This window comes from Paeniglutamicibacter cryotolerans, assembly GCF_014190875.1.
GTDB lineage: Bacteria > Actinomycetota > Actinomycetes > Actinomycetales > Micrococcaceae > Paeniglutamicibacter > Paeniglutamicibacter cryotolerans.
Window position 1 is genome coordinate 2,130,467 of sequence record NZ_JACHVS010000001.1, and the last position, 21,414, is coordinate 2,151,880.

Consider the following 21,414-nt stretch of genomic DNA (forward strand, 5'->3'; position numbering starts at 1 on the left):
CCTTCGGGGGCCGCTTCCCTTTCCTTTTCGAGCTCGTCAGAATAATATAGGAAATATGTTCGAAGGTATGAATCTTCCGCCGACGGACCCGACGCCACCTGCGGGGATCGGCACCGAGGTCACTTGGGTCAGTGCCGACTTCGTGGCCTGGGAAGACTCGATCACCAAGTACATGCGCCCCGCAGCCCGGACCATCCGCTTCCGCGAGGACCTGCCCTCCTTTGGCGCCCCGGTGACCGAGGGAGAGGCATTGGCCCGCATCACCGCCCTTGAGCAGCTGAAGAATGCCGCCAGCGCCGAACAGGCCGTGCTGGCCGTGGCGTTGAAGGACCTGGTCATCGCCCGCCACGCCGCCCTGGGACTGGATCCGGAGAGGCGGGGCAAGGACACCGGTTCCATGGTGGCTCTGGCTCGTGCCGAATCCCCGAACAAGGGTGGAAGGCTCCTGGGCCTTGCCGCCGCGCTCGTCACCGAAATGCCCCATGCTCACCGGCTGATGACGCTGGGCCTGCTCGGGGAGTGGAAGGCGACGCTGCTGGTGCGAGAAACGGCGTGCCTGTCGGCCGGGGACCGGCTGAAGGTCGATGAAATGCTGTGTCAGGATCCGACGACGCTACAGGGCGTGGGAGAGCGCAAGCTGATCGCCCTGGCGCGGAAGATGTCCTACGCACTGGATGCCCGGGCCGTGGCGGATAGGGCATCGCATGCTGTCGAAGACCGGAGGGTTAGCCTGCGTCCGGCCCCGGATACCATGACAATTTTCCACGCACTGCTGCCAGTTCGCTCCGGCGTCGCAGTCTATGCCGTCCTGAACCGACAAGCGGACGCGTGCAAGGCGCGCGGGGACAAGCGCAGCAGGTCCCAGATCATGGCCGACACCCTGGTTGAGCGCGTCACCGGGGTGACGGACGCGAACGCGATTCCAGTGGAACTCCAGCTGGTGATCACCGACCGGGCCCTGTTCGCCGGAGATGCGGAACCGGCGCATTTGGCCGGGTACGGCTTGATTCCGGCCGCGGCTGCCCGGGAATACCTGCGGGCCGAAAACCAGGACGGGACCGGGGCCTTGGCCGGGCTCCGAAGGATCTACACTGCTCCGGGTACGGGTGAACTGGTTGCATTGGAATCCAAACGCAGGGCATTCCCCCAGGGGCTGAAGCAGTTCATCAGCATCCGGGACCAGTTCTGCCGAGCCCCGTATTGCGATGCGCCGATCCAGCACATGGATCATGTCGAACCGGTAGCCCGTGGCGGGGCAACCACGGCGGAAAATGCGGAGGGGACCTGCGCCCGTTGCAACTACACGAAGGAATTCCCCGGCTGGGTTGTTGAGGTGGTTGGTAACGAGCGGCATGCGGTGAGGTGGACGGACCCGTCCGGGAATTCGTGCCGGTCCACCGCGCCACCACAACCCGGCTAGTCCAGTTGCCTGCCCTTGGTTTCCGGTGCTGCGAAGGCCATGAAGACGACTGCCCCCAGCACCAGTGCGCCGGCAACGAGGAACAAGTTTGCCAGCCCGAAGACCGGCCACAGCCATGCGAAAAGCAGCGGACCGAACCCGGCGCCCAGACGGCTGAAGGTCGAGGCCCAGCCGAACCCCGAACCGCGAAATTCTGTTGGATACAGTTCCGATACATAGGTATAGAGCACCGGAATCGCGATTTGCACGACGACACCGAACGCCAACAACCAGCCGATCGCCAGGCTTGGCGCGTTCAGCGTCAGCGCAACGATCACCAGGATCAGGGCCGAGAGAGGGCCGGTGATGGCCAGCAGCCATTTTCGTCCGGTTCGTTCGACCAGAACCGCCGCGATTCCCACGCCGAGCAGCCCCATCAGGGCCATGATCGCCGTCATGAAAAACGCGGTGGATTGTGCCATTCCGGCATCGGCGAGAATGCTGGGCATCCATGTCAACGCGAGGTAGTAAACCAGGAGAATGGTCAGGAACAGAAGCCATGCCGTGAGCGTGATCTTCCAGTTGAACCGCCACACGGCAGCGAGCTGCTGCCACCAGGAGCCCGCGGACAGCTTGGGAACGTCCTTGGCTTCGGGCAGCGTGTAGGGCGTGGGAACAGCACCGGTTCGGCGGACCAGGTCATCGATGACCAGGGCTGCTTCTTCCCTGCGTCCCTGGCGGACGAGGAACAAGGGCGACTCGGGGACCCCGCGGCGGATCCAGAAGACCATGAATGCCGGCAAAACCATGACAGCCAAGATCAGGCGCCAGTTATCCGTGCTGGTCTGGATCGCCGCGGAAATGAAGAACGCCAAGGCGGCTCCCACGGGCCACCATCCGTCCATGGCGGTGAGCACCCTGCCGCGGTGTTTGGACGGGGTGAATTCACCAACCAACGCGTAGTCAACGGGTATGCAGCCGCCCAGTCCGACGCCGGCCAAGAACCGGAATGCCACAAACCACCCGAAGCCCGGAGCCAATGCCCCGGCAACAGTGAAGATCGAAAAGATCAGCAGGGTCCAGGTGAACGCCTTCTTGCGCCCGATCCGGTCGGCTATGGTGCCCCAGACGAAGGCTCCCAGCGCCATGCCGATGAGGTTCGCCGTGCCCAACCAGGCGGCGGTGGTCCGTTCAAGCCCCCACTCGTGGGCAACGAGCGGGATCAGCACACCATTGAGGGTCACGTCCCAGGCGTCGAACATGAAGCCCAGCCCGCCGATGATGAAAATTGTGCCTTGGACGCTCCATTTCCAGGGTAGTCCCTGAACAATCTGTTCGCCCGAAGGCAACTTTCGGAACTCGTTCATCGAGTCTTATTCCCCCGCCATGCTTGCCCTTGCCGAATCTCTGGCCGCTGCTATCGGCCGCATGTCCAAGATTAGCCGGAACTCTCCACAGCCCACATTTGGCCCTCGATAGGTGGCTTGAAGAGTGCGTCGGAGTACTTTGGATGCCGATCCGGCAGGTTCCACGCGTGCCCATTCCGGCAGCGCACCCGACGGAGTAGAGTCAGGACATGGGAGTAGATTGGGAGGCTCTGGAAGAGGCGATTCGGGTATCGGCTCTGCGCCAGGCAGAAGAGATCATCACACATCACCCGGACCATGTGTTCTATGCGATTGCCTTGGATGGGGTCAGCGCCGAGCCCTCCGAACGCATCGAACTCCCGGTTCTTGCCCTGAACTCGGAGCAGGCCCTTCAACGCGATCTTGCCGTTGCCCAGGCCCGGGACGAGGCCGAGGCCAGCGTCGTGAACGATGTAGACGAGGACGATGAGCCCTACGCCGATGAAGAACCGGTTGCCGAGGATGAAGAGGACCTCGAGGAAGGGGGCGAGGAAGACATCGATACCGAGTTCGAGGACATTGGTGATCTGGACGCCGACGACGAGGGCTTCTACTCGACCAAATGGAATCCTCCGGATTGGCATTGGTGCTCGCTGGAACTCTTTGACGAGTCGGCATCGGAACTCTGGGCCCAGGCCTTGACCGCCGTCTCCGAGAAGTCCGGCTGGGAACCCACCATCAGGCGGTATTACCAGATGCTGATTTCGGTCATGGAATCGCTGCGCAAGGAGTTGGCTGTTGGCCGCAACGCGGAAATGGTTGCCTATCTTTCGGACGAGGACCATGCCGACCAGATCCTGCGCCGATGCCTCACCCAGGACCAGCTCAAGAAGCACTTCCCCGAGTTGGCAGCCGGATCCTAGGACCCGGCCATCGGTATCGCGCAGATGGAGGGCGGCGATCCTGGCAAACGGCGTCGTTACGGCCCCGGTAATCCGACTATGTCCGTCGGGTGTTGCCATCCATCGCCCGGCACGGCCCACGAAGCCGCTGTCGTACACCACCCAGCGGGGCAGCAGCCCGGAACCGGCCCGGAGGGATCAACGGCCGGTGGCGTCAAAACCCGTGGGCGGGCTGAACCCATTTTGCCCGCCTTGCGTCTTAGAAGGCAGGGGATCGGGGCATGAACTTCCTGTTGTCCCACCCACCCCCGGACTATCGCGAAGAAAGGCCTGATCATGAACTTCCATCCCTGCGGAAAAGCAACACGAATGGCGGCCGTCGGATTGGCCGCTGCGGCGCTGTTAACGGGCTGCTCCAGCAACGGAACCACCACCCCTACCACCAGCGCCCCCGTCACCACCGTCCCCGGGGACAGCGGCGGCTATGGAGCTACCCCCGGGGCGACCGCTCCCAGCACTGCCGCGGTGGACCTGAAGACGGCAACCAGCTCGTTGGGCCCGATCGTCGTCGACGGAAACGGGATGTCGCTGTACTTCTACACGAAGGACCCCAAGGGAACCGCGACCAGCGCTTGCACTGGTGGTTGCCTCGAAATCTGGCCGGTGGCGTTGGCCTCGGGCTCCACGCCGAAGGTCGACGGCGTCACCGGAACGGTATCCACCATCAAGACGCCCGACGGCAAGGAGCAGCTCACGCTCAACGGCATGCCTCTGTACTCCTACGCACAGGACGCCAAGCCCGGTGACATCCTTGGCCAGGGAGTGGGGGGAGTTTGGTATTTGGCTTCACCGGATGGAGCGATGATCAAATAGCGGGCAGGGCGGTCGGCCCTCGGCACCCGGTAGAATGGGCATGACACCCCTCATTTCCGCACCTGGGAGATTTCTGTGAGCCAGACCGTCCTTGATCGTGTTCCGTTTCGCCGGGCCCTGATTTCCGTGTATGACAAGACCGGGCTGGAGGAACTTGCTACGGGCCTGCACGCAGCCGGTGTTCGCATCGTCTCCACGGGTTCCACGGCCAAGCGCATCGCCGCCGCCGGAATCCCCGTCCAGGAGGTCGAAGAGGTCACCGGTTCCCCGGAGATGCTCGATGGCCGCGTGAAGACGCTGCACCCGCGCGTCCACGGTGGCATCCTGGCCGATCGCCGCGTTCCCGCCCACATGCAGACCCTGGCCGACATGGAGATCGAGGCCTTCGACCTGGTCGTCGTGAACCTGTACCCGTTCGTTGAGACGGTGCGCTCCGGCGCGGCCCAGGATGACGTCGTCGAGCAGATCGACATCGGAGGACCGGCCATGGTCCGTTCTGCCGCCAAGAACCACGCTGCCGTTTCCATCGTCGTCGACCCGTCCAGCTACGGCGCCGTCGTCGCGGCCGCGGCCGAGGGCGGCTTCGAGCTGAAGACCCGCCGCCGCCTCGCGGCCAAGGCCTTCGCCCATACAGCGGCCTACGACACGGCCGTTGCGACCTGGACCGCCGAGCAGTTCAAGGACGAGGACGGGGACGGCATCATCGACTGGCCCGCTTTCTCCGGCATCTCCCTGGAGCGTGCCGAGGTGCTTCGCTACGGCGAAAACCCGCACCAGCAGGCTGCCCTCTACGTTGACAAGGCAGCCCCCGCCGGCATCGCGCAGGCCGACCAGCTGCACGGCAAGGCCATGAGCTACAACAACTACGTCGACGCCGATGCAGCACTGCGTGCGGCCTTCGACTTCGCCGAGCCGGCGGTGGCCATCATCAAGCACGCCAACCCATGCGGCGTTGCCGTCGGTTCGGCCGATGCCGCCGACCCGATCGCCGATGCCCACGCCAAAGCCCACGCCTGCGATCCGCTTTCCGCCTTCGGCGGCGTCATCGCCGCCAACCGCACTGTCACCAAGGCCATGGCCGAAACGGTGAAGGACATCTTCACCGAGGTCGTCATCGCCCCGGATTTCGAGGCCGAAGCGGTGGAGATCCTCTCCAAGAAGAAGAACATCCGCCTGATCGCCCTGCCCGAGGGCTACGGCCGCTACCAGGCAGAGAACCGCCAGGTTTCCGGCGGCATGCTGATTCAGATCTCCGACACCATCGCCGCCGCCGGAGATTCCCCGGAAAACTGGACCCTGGCCGCCGGCGAGGCGGCAGACGCCGCCACCCTGGCCGATCTGCAGTTCGCCTGGCGCGCCGTGCGCGCAGCCAAGTCCAACGCCATCCTGCTCGCCAGCAACGGCGCAGCGGTCGGTATCGGCATGGGCCAGGTCAACCGCGTCGACTCCTGCAAACTGGCGGTCGAGCGCGCAAACACCCTCGGCGTCACCGTGGAATCCACCGTTGACGCGGCAGGCGGCGCAGCCGGTGCCGGGGATGCAGTCTCCGTGAAGCGTTCGGTCGGTTCGGTAGCCTCCTCGGATGCGTTCTTCCCGTTCGCCGACGGCCTGCAGATCCTGCTCGACGCCGGTGTGAAGGCCGTCGTCCAGCCGGGCGGATCAGTTCGTGACGAGGAAGTCATCGCCGCGGCAAACGAGGCAGGCATCACCATGTACTTCACCGGTGCACGCCACTTCTTCCACTAGCAAAGCCGCCGCAGGGCCCCCGGACCATTGGCTTCGGGGGCCCTGCGGCACTTAACGCATCCCCTGGAGCGTTTGAGCGCAGTGGTGCGAAGCGTCTCATGTGGACTGGGGAGGGAGGACGAAAGTGGTTCTGGGCAGTTCCTCGGGTAAATTGGAGCTGTTGAGAATAGTTCGGAACGTACAACGTTCGAAGACCTTTCAGGGAGACGCCTCACCTATGGCCAAGATTATCTATACCCACACCGATGAAGCGCCCATGCTGGCGACCTACTCGTTCCTGCCGATCATCGAGGCCTACGCCTCGACCGCTGGTGTGGAAGTGGAAACCCGCGACATCTCGCTCGCCGGCCGTATCATCGCAACTTTCGGCGAATACCTGACCGAGGAACAGCGCGGAACTGACGCACTGGCCGAACTCGGTGCCCTGGCCAAGACCGCCGAGGCCAACATCATCAAGCTGCCGAACATTTCGGCTTCCGTGCCGCAGCTCAAGGCTGCAGTGGCCGAGCTCCAGGCCCAGGGTTTCACCCTGCCGGACTACCCGGACAACCCCAGCTCGGACGAGGAAACCAAGGTTCGCGCCCGCTACGACAAGATCAAGGGCTCGGCCGTGAATCCGGTGTTGCGCGAAGGCAACTCGGATCGCCGCGCACCGCTGTCGGTGAAGAACTACGCCCGCCAGAATCCGCACTCCATGGGCGCTTGGAGCCCCGAGTCGAAGACCAACGTCGCGACGATGGACCAGGATGACTTCCGCTCCAACGAGAAGTCCGTTGTCATCGGGGCCGATGACACCCTCTCGATTCGTTTCGTCTCCGAAGACGGCACTGTCAAGGTCCTGAAGAAGGCCGTGCCGGTGCTCGCCGGTGAGGTAGTCGACGGCACTGTCATGAACGCCGATTCCCTTGACCGTTTCCTGCAGGCGCAGATTGCCCGCGCCAAGGAAGAAGGCGTGCTCTTCTCTGCGCACCTGAAGGCCACCATGATGAAGGTCTCCGACCCGATCATCTTCGGCCACGTCGTGAAGGCCTTCTTCTCCGAGCTCTTCGCCACCTACGGCGAGCAGCTGACCGCAGCCGGCCTGAGCGCCAACAACGGCCTGGCTTCCATCCTCGGCGGCCTGGGAGAACTCCCGGACGACGTCCGCGCCGGCGTCGAAGCCCTGATCGCCAAGGGCCTGGAAGACGGTCCGGCACTTGCCATGGTCGACTCCGACAAGGGCATCACCAACCTGCACGTCCCCTCGGATGTCATCGTCGATGCCTCCATGCCGGCCATGATCCGTTCCTCGGGCCACATGTGGAACGCCGAAGGCAAGGAGCAGGACACCCTGGCTGTACTGCCGGACTCCTCCTACGCCGGTGTCTACCAGGTGGTCATCGATGATTGCCGCGCACATGGCGCCTACGATCCGACCACCATGGGCACCGTCCCGAACGTCGGACTGATGGCCCAGGCAGCCGAGGAATACGGCTCCCACGACAAGACCTTCCAGATCAGCGGTGCGGGCCACGTGCAGATCCTCGACGGTGCCGGCGCCGTACTGATCGAACACCAGGTCTTCGACGGTGACATCTGGCGTGCCTGCCAGGCCAAGGACGCCCCGATCCGCGACTGGGTCAAGTTGGCAGTCACCCGAGCCCGTGCTTCGGCAACCCCGGCGGTGTTCTGGCTCGACGAGACCCGCGCGCACGATGCCAACCTCATCGTCAAGGTCAACGAGTACCTCAAGGACCACGATACCGAGGGCCTGCAGCTTGAAATCATGTCCCCGATGGACGCCACGGCGTTCACCATTGAGCGCATCCGCCGCGGCGAGGACACCATCTCGGTGACCGGCAACGTGCTGCGTGACTACCTCACCGACCTGTTCCCGATCCTGGAGCTGGGCACCAGCGCCAAGATGCTCTCAGTGGTTCCGCTGATGAACGGTGGCGGACTGTTCGAGACCGGCGCCGGAGGCTCTGCCCCGAAGCATGTTTCGCAGCTGGTCAAGGAAAACCACCTGCGCTGGGATTCGCTCGGCGAGTTCCTGGCCCTGGCAGTGAGCTTCGAGCACCTGGCGACCACCACCGGCAATCAGCGTGCCCAGATCCTGGCAGACACGCTGGACCGTGCCACCGGCACGTTCCTGCTGGAGGACAAGTCCCCGAAGCGCAAGGCCGGCGAGCTCGACAACCGCGGCAGCCACTTCTTCCTCGCCCAGTTCTGGGCCCAGGAGCTGGCCCGCCAGACCGAGGATCTTGAGCTGGCAGCCGGCTTCGCACAGGTCGCCCAGGCGCTGACCGAGGGCGAGGAGACCATCGTCTCCGAGCTCGCCGCGGTCCAGGGTTCCCCGGTCGAGCTGGGCGGCTACTACCGCCCGGATGCGGCAAAGGTCGCAGCGATCATGCGCCCCTCGACCCACTTCAACCAGGTGATTGCGGAACTGGCCAAGTAACACCCGGATAAACGCAGTAGGCGTACCAATTCCTGTAAGGGAAGCGGTACGCCTACTGCGTTTACCACTGCAGGCCAGCGGTCATGATTTTGGAACTACAGGGCATGCAACGAGCGGTGCCCGATGTGCGGGTATCGCGGCCAGTGTGGGCTATCAATCGAGTTGCTGGTCAGCTTACCGAGCCGAGCTCGCCGCGCACGATGCTGTCCGAGCTATGGGCGGGGTTGCCATCGAAGGGTTCGTGCGACACATCGACGACATTGTATTTCGTCAGGTCCACGCCCGGAGGCAAATCGAAGACCCCCTGATCGCCATTCAGTGTGCCTACGCTCAGCAGGCCTGGCGTCTTGCCTGCCAGATCGAGCAGCCAGACCTCACGGAAACCCGAGACGGGATTATCTGGAAGGTCAACCACCAGCTGCAGTTTCCCAGCGGTGTCCTCCACCCTGGCCGTGCCGCTGGCGTCCCAGCCAGGCAGTGGCTGCAAGCTGGCCTGCTCTACGACCTCGATGCGGTCGCGGCCGACCCATTGACCAACACCGACTGCCACGGCGGCGCCCAACACGAAACTCGCCACCGCGGCAGTGGCAATCCAGGCTCTGCTCCGGTTCCGGTTGCCAGCCCGGCGCCCGCGGCGTGGCCGCAGCCCACGAATTGGCCGACCGGCATCGGGGCTGTGCTCGGGGGTAGCTTGCCGCTGTTCCGGAGCAGGATGGTTGTCCTGGGTCGGCGCCAAAGCGTCGTCAGGCGTCGTCTTTGGCAGGACGACTCGGGGGAAAAGGCCTGTGGTCGTTGCGGATGAAACACCGTTGGCGTGGGACGTCTCCAGCATCTGGGGAGATAGCTCCACACCTAGTTCCCCGGTGATGCGTTCCCACAGTTCAGCGGGTGGTTCGTCGAGGAAATCCTGGCTGCGGGCCACGGAACCGACGGAGGAGAAGGCTGCGGCTTCGACCGAGCAGTCCGGGCATGTGTCGATATGCCGACGGGACTCCGGTTCGAGACTGGCCAGACCGGAGAGGGCAATGCTCGCAAGTTCGGCATCATCAAGATGTCGCATCGCTCACCGCCATTGCTTCCCGGAGCTTCTTCAAGCTTCTATTGATATGTGACTTAACCGTTCCCAATGGCAAGTTCATTCTTTCAGCGATACTTGCGTGTGTCATATCGCCATAGAAGGCCAGATGCAGAATCTCCCGCTGGGGTGAACCTAGCCGGCCCAATGCGTCGAGAACCAGCACCCGATCCAGAACATGGGACTCGGTATTTGGCGGGAGCGCCTCGCCCTGAGCCGCTTCGGCAACGGCGGATTCGTTGCGCCGCGAACGATTCCGTTGTTCGTAGAGGTCGTGGATCTTGTTTCGGGTGATCCCGACGAGCCACGTTCCCAAGGCTCCGCGTTCGGCGTCAAAGCTCGATCGGGACCGCCACGCAGCAACAAAGACCTGCTGGGCGATGTCTTCGGCGTCTTGTCTGTTCTGCGCTGCACGAAGCGCCAAGGTGAAGACCAGAGGTGCGAAGCGCTGATAGGTGGTCCGCATAGCTTCCGGTTCGCCGGCAGCGAAGGACCGGCCGAGCGCCTCGACGTCTTCCGGATCCATCCCCGCTTCCCCCTTTGCTGCCGCCCCGGTGCACTCCAAGGAGACTATCCCGCGGGCACAGCTGTGACAATGATGTTGTCGTCGTAGCTCTGCCGTTTCTGATCCCAGCGTCCCCCGCAGGTAAAAAGCACCAGTGTGCGCTGCCCGTCCCCGGTGAAGTACGGATCGAGGTCCAGGCTTGTCTTGTGGAGCTGTTCCACTTTCGTCACCTTCCAGTTGGTCGTGGCTCCCATGGCGTCGGTGATCTCCATGGACTGTCCCACTCGTGATGAACGTAAGTCATAGAGCGGGCCGCGTGGGGTCGGGATCGATCCGGCATGTGCAGCGATGATGGTGTTCCCCGTCGGTTCGGATGGGGCGGCGGAATATCGGTACCAGCCGGCGACTGCTGCGTCATCGGGAATTTCCATGGTTCCGTCGGGTGAAACACCTACCCCGATGGTTCTCATGTCTGCCCCGATTCCCGGGTAACGGATCCGGGAAGGACCGGGAAGGGATCGTTGCGCAGCCGGTGCCGATGAGTCATGGACCACCACCCCGGCAGGTGCTCCTGCGGGCTCGGGTGTCGGCGTCGTTCGCAGCCCGGGGGAGGGGGACGACGACGCCGACACGCTGAGGGCGACGGACTCGTGGGGGACGAGCGGGCCGCCAAGGATGGTCGGGGACGCACTAGATGTCGCGCCCCCGACCACGATCAGGGCTACCGCGGCGAGGCCGGGAAGCCGGTTCATGATGCCTACTTTCGGTTTGTTGCCGGACGCAGCTTGCGGCCGAAGACAGCTACGCCAGTTAGCAGGAGCGCACCCAACCCGACGAGCATGCCCTGTGCAGCTCCGCCGTCCTTGACTTCGGCGGTGCCGGTCGGTACTCCTGCCGGTGCTGAGCCGAGACCGGCGATCGATTGGGTGCCCAGCGCCAGGTTCTTGTCCGTCAGGCTGCCCCAGGCATAGACGATCGTGTCGGAGCCTTCCGTGACCATGACATCAGCGGGGCCGATCACCGGCTTGGTGGTGCCGGTGGCAGCGACCGAGGCCGAAACGGTGCCTGCCGGCAGGTCCAGTTGTGCCTGCTTGGGATTCATCAGATCCTTGATCACGGGCTTGCCGCCTGCCAACACGTCGACGGCTGGGGCGGCCGCAATGTGGCGTACGATCAGCCGTCCATCACCCGCGGCGATCTTGGAAATGTCGTTGGTGAAGAGGGTCGCGGTAGGTTTCCCGGCTGCCGTGAGGTGTGCGGCTGCGGTGTAGTTCTTGCCTGCGGCAAGCTTCAGATCCACCGGTCCGATGGCGGGGGAGCTGTCGTCCTTGGCGTCTGCGGCCGTGATGGCCACGGTGTAGGTTCCTGCTGCGAGCTTGAGCGGACCGGCCAGGTCTCCTGGCTTGAAATCATCAAGTGTCAGCTTGCCATTGACATAGACATCGACCTTTAAGCCGGGAACGCCGTGAAACACGGAAAGTTGTGCGTCGTCTGGTGCTGCGTACCCGGGTGCCACTCCGAGTCCGAGTAATCCGAATCCTGCAATGGCGGCGATGATCGGTGTCCTGCGCATGGTTTTTCCTTCCAGATGCCCCAACCAGAGGGGTCGGTGTGTGTGATATCCCTTACTTCCCCCAATGGGTTCTCTTTGGATGCAGTTAATGTGAAAACTCTTTTCATCGATACTTTTCGGGCACCCATTCGCCAGCTGAACAGAAGCGTCCGCCCGATGCCTGAGTGTGACGGCGAGAGGCGATCTTCGTTGACGGACGGGCTGGATGTACCTGAATGAGGAAGACCGGGCGTTCGCTAACGGTTCCCCGCCGACCTCAACCGGAGGCGGCCGCCATGAAATTCTTCCGGGTGCCGCTTGAGTGCCCGGATATGCCACCGATCCGAACGTCGAGGGCAAATGAATGCTTAACAATTGTTTGGACCGTAGACGCATGGGGGTCTCCGCCGCTTCATATTTCTCCGCATGGGGCTATGTGACCAGCGGACTGACTCGATGTTGTGCCGTGCATCCATTTGGGTTTTAGATGAATTCATCAACCATCAAGAGCGGCTGAGAGATCTGGCTCGTTGACGCCGCAGCAACCATCCCAGAACCCCGGATAACAGGGGTTCATCACGGAACGGTGCTAACGCCAGGACCGATGGAGTCGCATCAGCGTCCCTTTCAGTGAGCGCTCCGGCATGTCCCGGAAAGCCCTGGCAGATGCCGCATAACGGTGCCTCCCTCGTCTACCAGCGAGGAGCAACACATGAGCATGACACTGTCGACGGCCCTGCCGTCGCTGTCCTACGAGTTATACCCGCCGGCCAGCGCTGCGGCCGCGGAGGACGCCCACCACAGCATCGTCGAACTGGAATCCACCGACCCCGACTACGTGTCGGTCACCTATTCCGGCACCGAAGCCCGTCGAAAGGCATCGCTTGAACTGATCGGGCACCTGATCAACAACACCCGGTTGCGTCCGCTGGCCCACCTGACCTGCGTGGGGGAGGACCGGGCCTCGCTTGAATCCCTGGTCCAGCACTTCGTCTCCATTGGTGTGCGTGGCGTGCCGGCACTGCGCGGCGACCTGCCCAGGGAACCTGGGGCTTGGCGCAGGGAGCTTCCCTTCGCCCGCTACCTGGTCGAACTGATCAGGGACGTCGAAGCCCGCAACACCGCCGCGCTGGGGGCCGGACGCCTGGCCATCGGCGTCGCCGCCTACCCGATGCGGCATCCCGAGTCGCCTTCCTTCGAGCACGACGTCGAGGTCCTGCTGGCCAAGGAACGCTCGGGGGCGGACTTCGCCATCACCCAGGTGTACTTCGATCCGCTCGACTACACCGGGCTGGGCGTCGCCGCCTCGAAGGCAGAAGTCTAGGAAGGAACCGGACATGGGCGCCACGCAGGGCTTCAACACGCTCGCCATCCACGCGGGCCAGGAACCGGATCCGCTGACCGGTGCGGTGATCCCGCCGATCTACCAAACCAGCACGTTCATCCAGGACGGCATCAACATGCTGCGCGCCGGGCACGAATACTCGCGCGGTTCCAACCCGACACGCAACGGGTTCGAAATCCAGTTGGCAACGCTCGAGGGTGGTGCCGCGGGCTTCGCCTTCGCCTCCGGGATAGCCGCCGAGGATGCGCTGCTGCGGGCGCTTTTGGGCCAGGGCGACCACATCGTGCTCGGTGCCGACGGCTATGGCGGGACCAATCGACTAATCAACCAGTTGCATTCTCGATTGGGCATCACCAGCACGCCGGTGGACATCACCGATCCCGCAGCCGTCGCTGCCGCCGTGCGGCCCGGTGAAACTGCGCTGCTCTGGGTGGAGACGCCCTCCAACCCGATGCTGGGCATCGCCGATGTGGCGGCGTGGGCCCGGATCGCCCACGTTGCCGGAGCGCTGCTGGTCGTGGACAACACCTTTGCCTCGCCCTACCTGCAGCGACCGCTGGCACTGGGTGCGGACCTGGTGGTCCCCTCGACCACCAAGTACATCGGCGGACATTCGGATGTGCTCGGCGGCGCCGTCATCGTCGCGGAAAAGCAGTTCAGGGGCCAGTCCCTGGCCGAGGCCATCGGCTACCAGCAGTTCGCCGCCGGTGCCGTCGCCGGACCGCAGGACAGCTACCTGGCATCGCGGGGACTCAAAACCCTGGGCCTGCGCATGGAACGGCACTGTTCAAACGCGCAGGCGCTGGCCGAATGGCTGCAAGAACAACCCGAAATCGAGACGGTGCTCTACCCGGGGCTTCCCGGCGGCCAGGGTCTTTGCCGAGGCCATGACGCTGTTCGCCCTCTCGGTCTCCCTCGGCGGGGTCGAATCGCTTGCCTGCTACAGCGCTGAAATGACCCATGCATCGGTGCAGGGAACGGCGTTGGCCGTCCCGGCGGACCTGGTGCGGCTCTCGGTGGGAGTCGAGGACCTGGCCGACCTGCGGGCCGACCTGCTCATCGGCTTGGCCGCGGCCCGGGAGGCGTCGCCGGTGCGGGTTCAACGCATGGCATCGTTCCTGTAGGTCAGGCCCAGCTGCGCGCGGGCACCGTCAAACAGCGCCATCGTCGCGACGGAGTGCTCCCACGGGATGGTGGGGGACTGCAGCAGCCCCTCCTGCACGCAGCGGGTCGCCTCGCGGAACTGCCAGACGTAGTTCTTGCCGATCGGTTCGAAGGACTCCTCGCGGTAGGCCCCACCCTGCGGGTGGACCTCTAGCCGGCTCGGGTTGTGCAGCGGTGCGCCGGTGCGCAGCCAGCCGCCGGTGCCCACCACAGTGGCCTGGCGCGGGCCGGAACCGGTCAGCGAGAGCATCAGCTGGGCGTGCTTCGAACCGGGGTAGCTCAGCGTGAGTGAATCCTGGGAGTCGACGCCATCGGCATTCAGGTGTCCGGAGACGGTCAACGACTGCGGGAAGCCCATGATGCCCAGCGCCCAGGTGAACGGGTAGACGCCAAGGTCCAGCAGCGCCCCGCCGCCCGCAACCGGATCCCAGAGCCGCCAGGTGCGATCATAGGGGGCGGTGAACCCCAGATCCGCGTGCAGCCAGGACGGCTCGCCGATCTCGCCGGAATTGATGATCTCGAATCCGCGGTGCACTGCCGGCAGGAAACGGGACCAGATGGCCTCCATCAGGAACAACCGGTGTTCGCTTGCCAGCGCGACCAGCTGGCGGGCCTCGGCCGCGTTGATGGTCAGCGACTTCTCGCACACCACGTGCTTGCCGGCCTTCAGTGCCGCCGCGGCCACCTCGAAGTGCTGCCCGTGCGGGGTGCCGATGTAGATAATCTCCACCTCGGGGTCAGCAAACATGCGCTCGTAGCCCGGCTGCCCGGCATCCCCGTAAGCCCGGGCGATGCCGTGTTCGGCGGCAAATGCGTCGGCCTTGTCCTGGCTGCGCGAGGACACGGCGACGATCTCGGCGTCATGCAGCGAGGCCAGGTCCGGCAACACGCTGGTGACGATGCCGCCGGTGGACACGATGCCCCAGCGCAGGGTGTTTCCCGTGGCCAGACGCGGGGACGGGGCACCGGGTGCCACACAGGGAGGAGCCGGAATATGCAAATTCATGACCCCAGCCTTGCACGGTTCGCGCGCCCGTGCCTAGGAAGTGGCAGCCCGGTGCTTGGCGGCTAGCACCAGGTAGTGGGCGGCGTTGGTCTTCAGCGATTCGATTTCCTCCGCGCCGAGTTCGCGGCGGACCTTGGCCGGGACGCCGGCGACCAGCGAGCGCGGCGGGACCACCATGCCCTCGAGTACCAGTGCGCCGGCGGCGACCAGCGAGTTGGCGCCGATCACCGCGCCATTCATGATCGTGGCGCTCATGCCGATCAGGCAGTCTTCCCCGATGGTGCAGCCATGGATGACGGCGGAATGTCCCACGGAGACGCGTGCGCCGACGGTGGTGGGGTAGCCGGAATCGGCATGCACCACGACGTTGTCCTGCAGGTTGGTACCCTCCCCGATGCGGATCGGGGCCGAGTCGCCGCGGACCGAGACGCCGTAGAAAGCGCTGGAGTCCGCCGCCAGCTCCACGTCCCCGGAGAGCGTCGCCGTCGGGGCGACGAAGACGCCGCTTCCGGTCGTGGGGGTGATGCCGTCAATGGTGATGATGTGAGCCATGTCCTGCAGTCTAGCGAACCGGCCGGGCTGCTAGGTGTACCAGCTGGGAGTGGGCAGCAGGCCCAGCAGTGCATATTGGCCGACCTCCCGGCGCTTGTACGCCACCGGATCATGCAGCGAGTGGGTACGCACATTGCGCCAGTAGATATCGAGCCCGACGTTGTTGGCCGTGGCCCGGGCGCCGGTGAACTCGAAGATCCGGGCTGTGGTTTCCAGCGCCGTATCGGCGGCCACCTGCTTGGCTGCAGCCACCCGGACGGCGATTTCACCACGGCCCGAAGCAGTGAGTTCCGCACGGGGCGCGTGAAGCACGGCTGCCAGTTCGGCATCCACGGCATCGGCCAGTGCGCTGGCTGCCCACAACGCGGAGCGGAGCTTGCCATAGCCCTCCAGCACGTGGAATTCCTCGGACGCCGATTCCTTGGGATCGGAGGTGTAGGGCCAGGGGCGGGTGCGGGTCCCGGTGTATTCAAGCGCCGCGGCCAGCGCGCCCTCGGCAATGCCCAGGTAGATGGAGGAGAACACCTGCTGGATCAGCGGGACGTTGAGCGTGTTGTAGACCAGCGGCTGGTACTCCTTGTCGATGAACCCGGCGGCCGAGCTCCAATCGGCCCGGACCCCGGAGATCAGCGCACCGCCGGAGGCCGAGAGCCGCTGGCCCAGATTATCCCAGTCGTCGGTGAACGTGATGCCCTCCTGCGCCGTGGGGACGATGGCGAAAACATGCACCTCCGAACCCTTCAACGCGCCTTCCAACACCAACAGGTCCGAGACGGAAGCTCCGGTGGTAAACGACTTGCGCCCGTTGAAGAGAAGCTCCGCGCCCAGGTCCTGGGCCACCAGGTCGTTGTCGCGGGGGTTCACCGCAGCGCCGAAGAACAGATTCTGCGAGGTGTAGAGCTGCTCCACGGCGGCGATCTGCGCATCGGTCCCAATCAGCCGGGCCGCCCAGGCCCAGAACAGGTGGTATCCCAGCAGCTGGCCGATGGAGCCGTCGGCGGCCGAGACGATGCGGATCACCTGGAAGGCGGTTTCCCACCGCTGCGCGCCGCCGCCGTGTTCGGCCGGACCCAGCAGCACCGTCAGCCGCGAATCCTTCAGCAGCTGCACTTCGGCCGTGGGCAGCACCCCGGCACGGTCCCGGGCCACCGCATCGATGGCCAGTACGGCGGCGACCTCCCGGGCCCGGTCCAGCCAGGCGGCGGCATTTGCGGGTTGGGTGAGGCCGGAGAACGGTAAAACGGCAGGTGCTTCTTGCAGGTGGCTGCTCATGATGTTGTCGTTTCCTTACGTGTCGGGGCGTGGTGTGGGGTCGAGCATAGGAGCCAGCTGGCGTCCGGAACCAGCAGATGAGCTCCGGTTCCACGAGATGACGCCGCGGGACCTCATCCACGCAACACGTCGTCATATTCGGTCCCGGACAACGTCATCAACGGGTTTCGGCACGTCACCAAGCGTCACCAAGCGTCATCCCGGCTGCAGCGGCGGCATCGGGATCCTAGTGTTGCGGGCACAGGATCAAGAGTTCCGGTGCTAAACCCTGGTTGGCCGGACGGCAACCCCCTGACACGTGGCGGGGTGCTCCAGGTGAGGATCCGGCCCGCGCACGCACCGTGCCGGGCAAGTACGTGCGGACCGCGTTTCCAGCGGCCGCCCAGGCAAGGAGAAGAACACCATGAGCACAGTGGCAACCACCCGGCACGCGGCAGGCATCGGCACCATCGGCACCGAGGAACCTGACTACGCGGGGTTGGCAGCACGATTCCGTCCGTTTTTTACATCAATTGCAGCCGGTTCAGCCCAGCGCGATAGCCTCCAGCAGCTGCCCTATGAACAAGTCCGGGCCCTGGCCGATGCCGGGTTCGGGGCCTTGCGTGTTCCGGTGGCAGATGGCGGTTTCGGGGCCACCTTGCCGCAGTTCTTTGAATTGCTCACCGAACTTGCGGCGGCCGATTCAAGCATCGCCCAGGCGTTGCGGGCGCACTTCGCCTTCGTCGAGGACCGGCTGCTGGCCACCGAAGGCCGGGACAGGGATACCTGGCTCGCCCGTTTTGTCGCCGGTGAACTAGTCGGCAACGCGTGGACCGAGATCGGCGCGGTGAAGGTCGGGGACGTGCTGACCAAGGTCTCCCCGGCGGGGGACGGGACATTTCGGATCAACGGGGAGAAGTTCTACTCCACCGGCAGCATCTTCGCCGACTGGCTGGACACCTATGCCGAGCGCACTGATACCGGTGCACGGGTGATTGCAGCGGTCCGGGCCGATCAGCCGGGCATCGAACGACGCGATGACTGGGACGGCTTCGGCCAGCGCACCACCGGCACCGGGACCAGCACGTTCACCCATGCCGTGGTTCAGGCCGAAGAACTGATCGACTTCGATGCCCGCTTCAAATACCAGACCGCCTTCTACCAGAACGTGCTGCTGGCAGTGCTTGCCGGTTCGGTGCGGGGGGCCGAACGCGAATTCGCGCTCGAGGTACGCAACAGGAAGCGGACCTTCAGCCATGCCGCGGCTTCGATCTGGCGCGAGGACCCGCAGATCCTGCAGGTCATCGGCGAGCTCTCGGCCGCCGGATTCACCGGCGAGGCTGTGGTCAGGCGCGTGGCCCAGGCGCTGCAGGGGGCCCACGACGCGGCACTTGCACTGCGGGCAGGGGACATCGGCCTGGTAGCCGAGGAAGCTGCAAACGATGCGGCCGAATTGGCCGCGGCGGCCGGGCAGGTGGCGCTGACCCCGCTGGCTGTCAACGCCCTGTCCCATGCCTTCGACGCGCTCGCTGCCTCGGCCACGAGCACGGCCAAGAACCTGGATAGGCACTGGCGCAATGCCCGCACGGCCGGGAACCATAACCCCTGGGTCTACAAGGCGCGGCTGATCGGGGACCTGTCGGTGAACGACGTGGCGCTGCCGAGGGTCTGGGCCATCGGCGCGGCCTAACCCCTTTTAGGAGAAGATGACGGTGCGGTTGCCGTCGAGCAGCACACGCTGCTCGGCGTGCCACTGCACGGCGCGGACCAGCGCGCGGCCCTCGACGTTGCGGCCCATGGCGACGAACTGCGCCGCGGTGCGGGCATGGTCCACCCGGATGACTTCCTGCTCGATGATCGGTCCCTCGTCCAGGTCCGCCGTCACGTAGTGCGCGGTGGCGCCGATCAGCTTCACGCCGCGGGCATGCGCCTGGTGGTAGGGCTTGGCGCCCATGAAGCTGGGCAGGAACGAGTGGTGGATGTTGATGGCCTTGCCGTTCAGCGCGCGGCACAGGTCATCGGAGAGGATCTGCATGTAGCGGGCCAGCACCACCAGGTCGATGTCGTGCTCGGCCACCAGTTCCAGCAGCTTCGCCTCGGCCTGCGCCTTGGTGGTGGACGTGACCGGGATGTGCACGAAGTCGATGCCGTAGAAGTCCGCCATGGGCTTGAGCTCAAGGTGGTTGGACACGATGACCGGAACCTCGATCGGCAGCGTGCCGGAGCGCTGGGCGAAGAGCAGGTCGTTCAGGACATGGCCCTCCTTGGAGCACATGATCAGCGTGCGCAGCGGACGGTCCTCCGGGGTGACGCGCAGCTCCATGGCGAACGCCCCGGCTGCCGGGGCCAGCGCCAGTTCCAGTTCGGCAGCAGTGGAGGCAGTGGCGACGGAGACGCGCATGAAGAAGTTATGCGTTTCGGGGCTCTCGAATTGCTGGGATTCGGTGATGTTGCATCCGGCTTCCAACAGGGCTCCGGACACGGCATGGACGATTCCGGGGCGGTCGGAGCAGGACAGGGAGACGATGAATTCGTTGGTGGTCACCGGCCCAACAGTACCGCCGGCCCGGTGCAGTCGTTCAGTTGAAGACGGACGTGTTTCGCTGCCGTGCAGATGCCGTTCGGCGGCAGCCTGGCCGGGCGCGGGCATCGACCGAGGCCTCCACGCCTTGCGCACCCCTGGTTGATTGACTTTCCACTTCGCGTCTGACGTCATGGCGAGTCGTGGTGCCGTATTCCATTTCGTCGCCCGAGCCGCCCTGAGGCTAGTATTGGAAAGTCGCAACTGGCGTTGGGTGGATGACCACCGGGGAGCGGCACGAGCGTAAGACCATGGACCGCGCGCCTGGGCCCGTGGGATATGTGTTTCGCGTGCGCGAGAACCTGACTGATGCCCGATGCCACACCCGTCCTACCGCCAAGGGAGCCTTCTCTATGAGCACTACCACCGTGACCAACCAGCCACTTTCCGAGGTCGATCCGGAGATCGCAGCGGTCCTCGAACAAGAACTCGGCCGCCAGCGCAACACCCTGGAAATGATCGCCTCGGAGAACTTCGCCCCGCGCGCCGTACTCCAGGCCCAGGGCTCGGTGCTGACCAACAAGTACGCCGAGGGCTACCCGGGACGCCGCTACTACGGCGGCTGTGAATACGTCGACGTGGCCGAGAACCTGGCCATCGAGCGCGTGAAGACGCTCTTTGGTTCGGCCTTCGCCAACGTGCAGCCGCACTCCGGCGCCTCGGCCAACGCGGCGGCCCTGTCCGCCATGATCAAGCCCGGGGATAAGATCCTGGGCCTGTCCCTGGCCCACGGCGGACACCTGACCCACGGCATGAAGCTGAACTTCTCCGGCAAGCTCTACGAGGTCGCCGCCTACGAGGTAGATCCCGAGACTTTCCGCGTCGACATGGCCAAGCTGCGCGCCCAGGCCATCGCCGAGAAGCCTGACGTCATCATCGCCGGCTGGTCCGCCTACCCGCGCCAGCTCGACTTCGCCGAGTTCCGCTCCATCGCCGACGAGGTCGGGGCGCTGCTCTGGGTCGACATGGCACACTTCGCCGGACTCGTGGCAGCGGGCCTGCACCCGAACCCGGTTCCATACGCCGACGTGGTCACCTCCACCGTGCACAAGACCCTTGCCGGTCCGCGCTCGGGCCTGATCCTGACCAATAGCCCGGAACTGGCCAAGAAGATCAACTCCAACGTCTTCCCGGGCCACCAGGGCGGACCGCTGATGCACGCCATCGCCGGCAAGGCCGTTGCGTTCAAGATCGCCGCTGGCGAGGAGTTCAGGGAACGCCAGGTCCGCACCCTCGAGGGCGCACGCATCCTGGCCGAGCGCCTGGTCGCCTCCGACGTCACCGATGCCGGTATCTCGGTGCTGACCGGCGGCACCGACGTGCACCTGGTCCTGGTTGACCTGCGCAATTCGGAACTCGATGGCAAGCAGGCCGAAGACCTGCTCCACGAAATCGGCATCACCGTGAACCGCAACTCGGTTCCGTTCGACCCGCGCCCGCCGATGGTCACCTCGGGACTGCGCATCGGCACGCCGGCACTGGCCACCCGGGGCTTCGACGCCGTCGCCTTCACCGAGGTCGCCGAGATCATCGCCTCGGCGTTGATCGCCGGTCCGGGCGCCGATATCGCCGCACTGTCCGCCCGCGTTGAGAAGCTGGCCGGCGCCTTCCCGCTGTACGCTGAACTCGAGCAGTGGTAAGCCAGTAGGAACCCCGCCGGGACCCTTGTTTCCGGCA

Annotated in this window: 17 protein-coding genes, 1 pseudogene and 3 riboswitches; of the genes and pseudogenes, 9 read left to right on the forward strand and 9 right to left on the reverse strand. The window is 64.9% G+C overall.

The features are described 5' to 3' along the window. The first annotated feature begins 67 nt into the window (after positions 1-67). On the forward strand, positions 68-1,420 hold the full coding sequence (locus E9229_RS09870) for an HNH endonuclease (protein WP_246380455.1): 1,353 nt from the start codon (positions 68-70) through the stop codon (positions 1,418-1,420). Here the strand turns inward: E9229_RS09870 and E9229_RS09875 are convergent. Continuing rightward, entirely contained in the window at positions 1,417-2,766 is a 1,350-nt protein-coding gene (locus tag E9229_RS09875) for an MFS transporter (protein WP_183511030.1), read from the reverse strand. The two genes, E9229_RS09870 and E9229_RS09875, sit on opposite strands and share 4 nt — an antisense overlap. A gap of 209 nt (positions 2,767-2,975) precedes the next feature. Between E9229_RS09875 and E9229_RS09880 the strand changes: the two genes are divergently transcribed. From E9229_RS09880 to E9229_RS09895, 4 genes are all read left to right on the forward strand, one after another. Next, positions 2,976-3,668: a DUF4303 domain-containing protein gene (locus E9229_RS09880; RefSeq protein WP_183511031.1), complete on the forward strand. Its 693-nt coding sequence runs from the start codon at positions 2,976-2,978 to the stop codon at positions 3,666-3,668. A gap of 315 nt (positions 3,669-3,983) precedes the next feature. Next, positions 3,984-4,520 carry a COG4315 family predicted lipoprotein gene (locus E9229_RS09885; protein ID WP_246380456.1) on the forward strand — a complete coding sequence of 179 codons (537 nt, stop codon included), beginning with the start codon at positions 3,984-3,986 and terminating at the stop codon, positions 4,518-4,520. A gap of 75 nt (positions 4,521-4,595) precedes the next feature. Beyond that, positions 4,596-6,266, forward strand: a complete 1,671-nt coding sequence (gene purH, locus E9229_RS09890; protein WP_183511032.1) for a bifunctional phosphoribosylaminoimidazolecarboxamide formyltransferase/IMP cyclohydrolase — start codon at positions 4,596-4,598, stop codon at positions 6,264-6,266. A 217-nt stretch (positions 6,267-6,483) separates the two neighbouring features. Further along, a complete protein-coding gene (locus E9229_RS09895) occupies positions 6,484-8,706 on the forward strand; it encodes an NADP-dependent isocitrate dehydrogenase (protein ID WP_183511033.1) in 2,223 nt (740 codons plus the stop codon). A 169-nt stretch (positions 8,707-8,875) separates the two neighbouring features. Here E9229_RS09895 and E9229_RS09900 read toward each other — a convergent pair whose 3' ends face one another. The 4 genes from E9229_RS09900 to E9229_RS09915 are packed head-to-tail and all read right to left on the reverse strand — an operon-like array spanning position 8,876 to position 11,859. After that, positions 8,876-9,766: an anti-sigma factor gene (locus E9229_RS09900; RefSeq protein WP_183511034.1), complete on the reverse strand. Its 891-nt coding sequence runs from the start codon at positions 9,764-9,766 to the stop codon at positions 8,876-8,878. Then, positions 9,753-10,307 (reverse strand): RNA polymerase sigma factor, encoded by a 555-nt coding sequence (locus tag E9229_RS09905; RefSeq protein WP_183511035.1) that lies wholly within the window; start codon positions 10,305-10,307, stop codon positions 9,753-9,755. The genes E9229_RS09900 and E9229_RS09905 overlap by 14 nt, the downstream gene beginning before the upstream one ends. 44 nt (positions 10,308-10,351) lie before the next feature. Further along, complete coding sequence (locus tag E9229_RS09910; protein ID WP_183511036.1) at positions 10,352-11,038, reverse strand: class F sortase; 687 nt, start codon at positions 11,036-11,038, stop codon at positions 10,352-10,354. A gap of 5 nt (positions 11,039-11,043) precedes the next feature. Further along, positions 11,044-11,859 carry a DUF4397 domain-containing protein gene (locus E9229_RS09915; RefSeq protein WP_183511037.1) on the reverse strand — a complete coding sequence of 272 codons (816 nt, stop codon included), beginning with the start codon at positions 11,857-11,859 and terminating at the stop codon, positions 11,044-11,046. 476 nt (positions 11,860-12,335) lie between these two features. Further along, a riboswitch (SAM riboswitch) is annotated at positions 12,336-12,449 on the forward strand. Between the two features lie 101 nt (positions 12,450-12,550). On the opposite strand from E9229_RS09915, the gene E9229_RS09920 reads away from it, so the two are divergent. Both E9229_RS09920 and E9229_RS09925 read left to right on the forward strand, forming a co-directional pair. Beyond that, positions 12,551-13,162 (forward strand): methylenetetrahydrofolate reductase, encoded by a 612-nt coding sequence (locus E9229_RS09920; protein WP_183511039.1) that lies wholly within the window; start codon positions 12,551-12,553, stop codon positions 13,160-13,162. A 13-nt stretch (positions 13,163-13,175) separates the two neighbouring features. Next, positions 13,176-14,307: pseudogene (locus E9229_RS09925) on the forward strand (PLP-dependent transferase). On the opposite strand, the gene E9229_RS09930 reads toward E9229_RS09925, so the two are convergent. Genes E9229_RS09930 through E9229_RS09940 form a run of 3 tightly spaced genes read right to left on the reverse strand, consistent with a single transcriptional unit; the run spans position 14,283 to position 17,177 of the window. Further along, positions 14,283-15,353, reverse strand: a complete 1,071-nt coding sequence (locus E9229_RS09930; protein ID WP_183511040.1) for a Gfo/Idh/MocA family protein — start codon at positions 15,351-15,353, stop codon at positions 14,283-14,285. The pseudogene E9229_RS09925 and the gene E9229_RS09930 overlap by 25 nt on opposite strands. A gap of 33 nt (positions 15,354-15,386) precedes the next feature. Further along, a complete protein-coding gene (locus E9229_RS09935) occupies positions 15,387-15,905 on the reverse strand; it encodes a gamma carbonic anhydrase family protein (protein ID WP_183511041.1) in 519 nt (172 codons plus the stop codon). Between the two features lie 30 nt (positions 15,906-15,935). Then, entirely contained in the window at positions 15,936-17,177 is a 1,242-nt protein-coding gene (locus E9229_RS09940) for an acyl-CoA dehydrogenase family protein (RefSeq protein WP_183511042.1), read from the reverse strand. Between the two features lie 244 nt (positions 17,178-17,421). Beyond that, positions 17,422-17,538: riboswitch (SAM riboswitch) on the forward strand. A gap of 42 nt (positions 17,539-17,580) precedes the next feature. Here E9229_RS09940 and E9229_RS09945 point away from each other — a divergent pair. Beyond that, positions 17,581-18,846, forward strand: coding sequence for an acyl-CoA dehydrogenase family protein (locus E9229_RS09945; RefSeq protein WP_183511043.1), 1,266 nt, complete (start codon positions 17,581-17,583; stop codon positions 18,844-18,846). 6 nt (positions 18,847-18,852) lie between these two features. Here E9229_RS09945 and purU read toward each other — a convergent pair whose 3' ends face one another. Next, entirely contained in the window at positions 18,853-19,806 is a 954-nt protein-coding gene (purU, locus tag E9229_RS09950; protein WP_183511044.1) for a formyltetrahydrofolate deformylase, read from the reverse strand. Between the two features lie 121 nt (positions 19,807-19,927). Further along, positions 19,928-20,014, forward strand: a riboswitch (ZMP/ZTP riboswitch). A gap of 76 nt (positions 20,015-20,090) precedes the next feature. Here purU and glyA point away from each other — a divergent pair. After that, positions 20,091-21,377 (forward strand): serine hydroxymethyltransferase, encoded by a 1,287-nt coding sequence (gene glyA / locus E9229_RS09955; RefSeq protein WP_183511045.1) that lies wholly within the window; start codon positions 20,091-20,093, stop codon positions 21,375-21,377. Positions 21,378-21,414: the final 37 nt, after the last annotated feature.

Bases quoted from the DNA above. Each gene is read 5' to 3' on its own strand.
- purU (WP_183511044.1), bottom strand. From the start codon at position 19,806: ATGCCCGCGCCCGGCCAGGCTGCCGCCGAACGGCATCTGCACGGCAGC.
- E9229_RS09880 (WP_183511031.1), top strand. From the start codon at position 2,976: ATGGGAGTAGATTGGGAGGCTCTGGAAGAGGCGATTCGGGTATCGGCT.
- E9229_RS09900 (WP_183511034.1), bottom strand. From the start codon at position 9,766: ATGCGACATCTTGATGATGCCGAACTTGCGAGCATTGCCCTCTCCGGT.
- E9229_RS09875 (WP_183511030.1), bottom strand. From the start codon at position 2,766: ATGAACGAGTTCCGAAAGTTGCCTTCGGGCGAACAGATTGTTCAGGGA.
- E9229_RS09920 (WP_183511039.1), top strand. From the start codon at position 12,551: ATGAGCATGACACTGTCGACGGCCCTGCCGTCGCTGTCCTACGAGTTA.
- E9229_RS09895 (WP_183511033.1), top strand. From the start codon at position 6,484: ATGGCCAAGATTATCTATACCCACACCGATGAAGCGCCCATGCTGGCG.
- E9229_RS09945 (WP_183511043.1), top strand. From the start codon at position 17,581: ATGAGCACAGTGGCAACCACCCGGCACGCGGCAGGCATCGGCACCATC.
- E9229_RS09910 (WP_183511036.1), bottom strand. From the start codon at position 11,038: ATGAACCGGCTTCCCGGCCTCGCCGCGGTAGCCCTGATCGTGGTCGGG.
- E9229_RS09870 (WP_246380455.1), top strand. From the start codon at position 68: ATGAATCTTCCGCCGACGGACCCGACGCCACCTGCGGGGATCGGCACC.
- E9229_RS09915 (WP_183511037.1), bottom strand. From the start codon at position 11,859: ATGCGCAGGACACCGATCATCGCCGCCATTGCAGGATTCGGATTACTC.
- E9229_RS09905 (WP_183511035.1), bottom strand. From the start codon at position 10,307: ATGGATCCGGAAGACGTCGAGGCGCTCGGCCGGTCCTTCGCTGCCGGC.
- E9229_RS09885 (WP_246380456.1), top strand. From the start codon at position 3,984: ATGAACTTCCATCCCTGCGGAAAAGCAACACGAATGGCGGCCGTCGGA.
- E9229_RS09930 (WP_183511040.1), bottom strand. From the start codon at position 15,353: ATGAATTTGCATATTCCGGCTCCTCCCTGTGTGGCACCCGGTGCCCCG.
- E9229_RS09935 (WP_183511041.1), bottom strand. From the start codon at position 15,905: ATGGCTCACATCATCACCATTGACGGCATCACCCCCACGACCGGAAGC.
- E9229_RS09940 (WP_183511042.1), bottom strand. From the start codon at position 17,177: ATGAGCAGCCACCTGCAAGAAGCACCTGCCGTTTTACCGTTCTCCGGC.
- glyA (WP_183511045.1), top strand. From the start codon at position 20,091: ATGAGCACTACCACCGTGACCAACCAGCCACTTTCCGAGGTCGATCCG.